The sequence below is a fragment of the Thermosediminibacter litoriperuensis genome (assembly GCF_008124715.1).
Classification (GTDB): Bacteria; Bacillota; Thermosediminibacteria; order Thermosediminibacterales; family Thermosediminibacteraceae; genus Thermosediminibacter; species Thermosediminibacter litoriperuensis.
On record NZ_VNHO01000056.1, the window covers coordinates 1 to 2,801 of the forward strand.

A 2,801-nucleotide genomic window follows, 5' to 3' on the forward strand; every position below is an offset into this window, starting at 1 on the left:
GGGTGGGTCAATTTAAAATCGCTGAAAATGGGTCAATTTAAATCCGCTATTGACACCAAAGTAAAGCATTACTTATGGAACAGGACGAAAAACGGGCTCTATTGATAACCGCTGGAGGCCTCGATGTCAAGGGGAGGCAGAGCCCGGCGATAGTGTATCCTTGACACCTAAAGGGCCGGAGGCGGTATAATAGGCCAAGCGATGGTGATAGAAACACCTGGTTCTAGCCAGAGGGATTTTTACACACAAAAAAAAAATTGGACTTGATCATCATAGAAGGATGAAATTTGCATGAAATATTTTGCAACCTCATTAAAAATTATCAAAATAATGTTTTTGATTTTTAGAATGACGGGACAATTCTAACATAGTTTCAACCCAATAATTATCATGTATGTTTCCTAGCTCTTCTGGACTTTTACCTTCTATAGTGTTATTGATAACTGACGTCCAGAGTTCACTTACTTCTTTTGCATATTGAAACAGCTCTGTATTATCCTCATTTAAAGAAACAGAATAATTGCCGTTTGCATGCCTTTTTATATTCAGTAAGTAATACTGAATTCTCTCGGCTATATATGCTGTATAATCATTTATTTGTGAAGACTTTGCTCTACCCAAGGTTCTAACAAAATAATTTGCTTCCTGAGAATAGTTAATAATATTAGCGTAATTATAAATAAGCTGATCAACTTCCGATTCGGTAAAATACTTTTTGCTAAAACCTGATTGGAGAATTTCATTATTACTGAGTATTGAGGAAGATAGTAAATACATCGTTGTATATAGTTTATCGGAAAATAAATTTTCATATTTTATGTTCTCCTGTCTTTGATTATAAGCAAAAAAGCCTAATAGAATAGAGATAACTATTAACATAATTATGAAAAAATTTTTGTTCATTAATGCCACACCTCATCAAATATAGCATTTTAGTTTTTATATGAATAATACTCCAAATCCAAGGTTTTTGTTTTTATTCCACCCCAATAAAGATTATGCCCATTGCTTACATCATATGTCCACTTTACATGGAATTTTTTTGTACCAGGAGAACCATAATGTCCAACTGCAAATATAGTATCGAAAGTATCACCTACATCTTGGAGTTTTGTACCCTGCGCCCATGTCACCCCACATTGTCTTACTTTTGTGCTACCAGAGTTATCAAATGTTTTCATATCTTCTGATGTATATTTCATACTTGAAGAATATGAAACTGCAAAAGATATCCCAGTATAGGGAAGAGTATAAGACCAACCCACACTAATATCTAATGTGCCTTCTCTATAATACTGGCCATCCCACAAAACATATCTAAATACATCTCCTGGGTCTGTATAACCATCTATTTTTGTATCATCATACGTGCCAATAGATGTAAGTGTATCATCATAGTTTTCTTGGGGGTAATCATAAGACCACGTTTCTTCATCATAAACACACATTTTTGTGGTAAATACTCCTCCTGACTCATCGAGTTCAGTTGGACCTTCTACATAAAATTTTACAATAAAATCTTGGTAAATGTACCCACCATATACGTTTAATACAAACTGGTAATATCCATAGGTATAGTTATTATGAAGTGCTGTAATAGAAATATCTTCAGATTGCAAAGGAACATTTTCATCCAATTCGTCTAACGGGATTTTTTTACTAGGTAATTTGTCTAATAAAGCTTTTTCAGCTTTGATTGGTTTTAATATCTTAGTATACCAGCACTCCTCTTTATATTCTGCTGTTTCCAAATTAGTAAAATCATTAAAGAAATCATCTTCATTTATAAATTTTGGATTAAATACTTCTAACACAGTAAAATTTCTTGTACCTTTTTCCAATAAGTAGAGTTTTAGTACGGTCTTTTTATTATTCTTTATCTCGTTTAATTTTTCTTTGTTATATATTGGCTTACCATCTGGTTCTTTGTCAATAGCAAAATAAATTACTTCAAAATTACCTAAAGTGTCGTTAAGTGAACCAATCACTGTTTTTGAAGAATTCTGGGATTTTTTTATTTTCCCAGATAGAGAAAAGGGTTTTTCTGTATTATTTTTGTATGTTACTACACCATCTATAACTATATTTGGGGAATTGAAATCTAATCGATTTATTAAAACAGTTGAATTACTAGATTGCTTCTGGGCCATCTTATTACCTTCTAAATCCAAATCCATAAATGTATCTGCATTAAGTCGAATACTAAAATTTTCTTTTGGAAGAGCAAAAGATTTAGGAGTGAGCGTAAGCATGAAACTTGATATCACAAATATAACAATAATTTTTTTTAAATTGATCCTCATAAAATTCATCTCCTTTCTTAATTTTCTTTAATAAATAAATTTAACCTGTTACTATATACAAGCATGGCATACACCTCCTATTATTTTTTATTCAATCCAGCTGCCCTTCCTGGGCTTTGTTTATTTTTTCCTTTATTACATATATTACGCGTAATGTTTTTCCTTTTTTCTCTCAAAATAGATTTTTAGTAAATATAATTCCTATTTTGTTTGGATTTCTTTACATGTTATGACATTGGCAGTTTCATTCGGATTACCAGCAACAACTTGTATAACTTACAAAAACTTGAATGTTTCCAATTAGTTTCGAGTGATTTTTATATTTTGCTTAGTCACACTTCTATTAAATTGTTCAATCAGTCTATAACCATAATTTTAATTGGATTCATTTTGATCTTTAATTAATCGTAAAATGCAATATTAAATGCGACACATTTTTTGGAAACCCGAATGATGTTGGGTTTTTCAATCATGAAGGCTGAAGTTCGTAAGTTAGTC

2 protein-coding genes are annotated in these 2,801 nt (G+C 31.4%); both read right to left on the reverse strand.

Annotated features, from left to right (window positions below):
• Positions 1-312: 312 nt before the first annotated feature.
• The gene (locus LZ11_RS12125) at positions 313-903 is read right to left on the reverse strand and encodes a hypothetical protein (protein WP_148868113.1); all 591 of its coding nucleotides are present in this window, start codon (positions 901-903) and stop codon (positions 313-315) included.
• A 29-nt stretch (positions 904-932) separates the two neighbouring features.
• Positions 933-2,303: a hypothetical protein gene (locus tag LZ11_RS12130; RefSeq protein ID WP_148868114.1), complete on the reverse strand. Its 1,371-nt coding sequence runs from the start codon at positions 2,301-2,303 to the stop codon at positions 933-935.
• Positions 2,304-2,801 lie beyond the last annotated feature (498 nt).

What these genes read in the sequence shown, in the direction of transcription:
- LZ11_RS12125 (WP_148868113.1), bottom strand. Translation starts at nt 903, where the DNA reads ATGAACAAAAATTTTTTCATAATTATGTTAATAGTTATCTCTATTCTA.
- LZ11_RS12130 (WP_148868114.1), bottom strand. Translation starts at nt 2,303, where the DNA reads ATGAGGATCAATTTAAAAAAAATTATTGTTATATTTGTGATATCAAGT.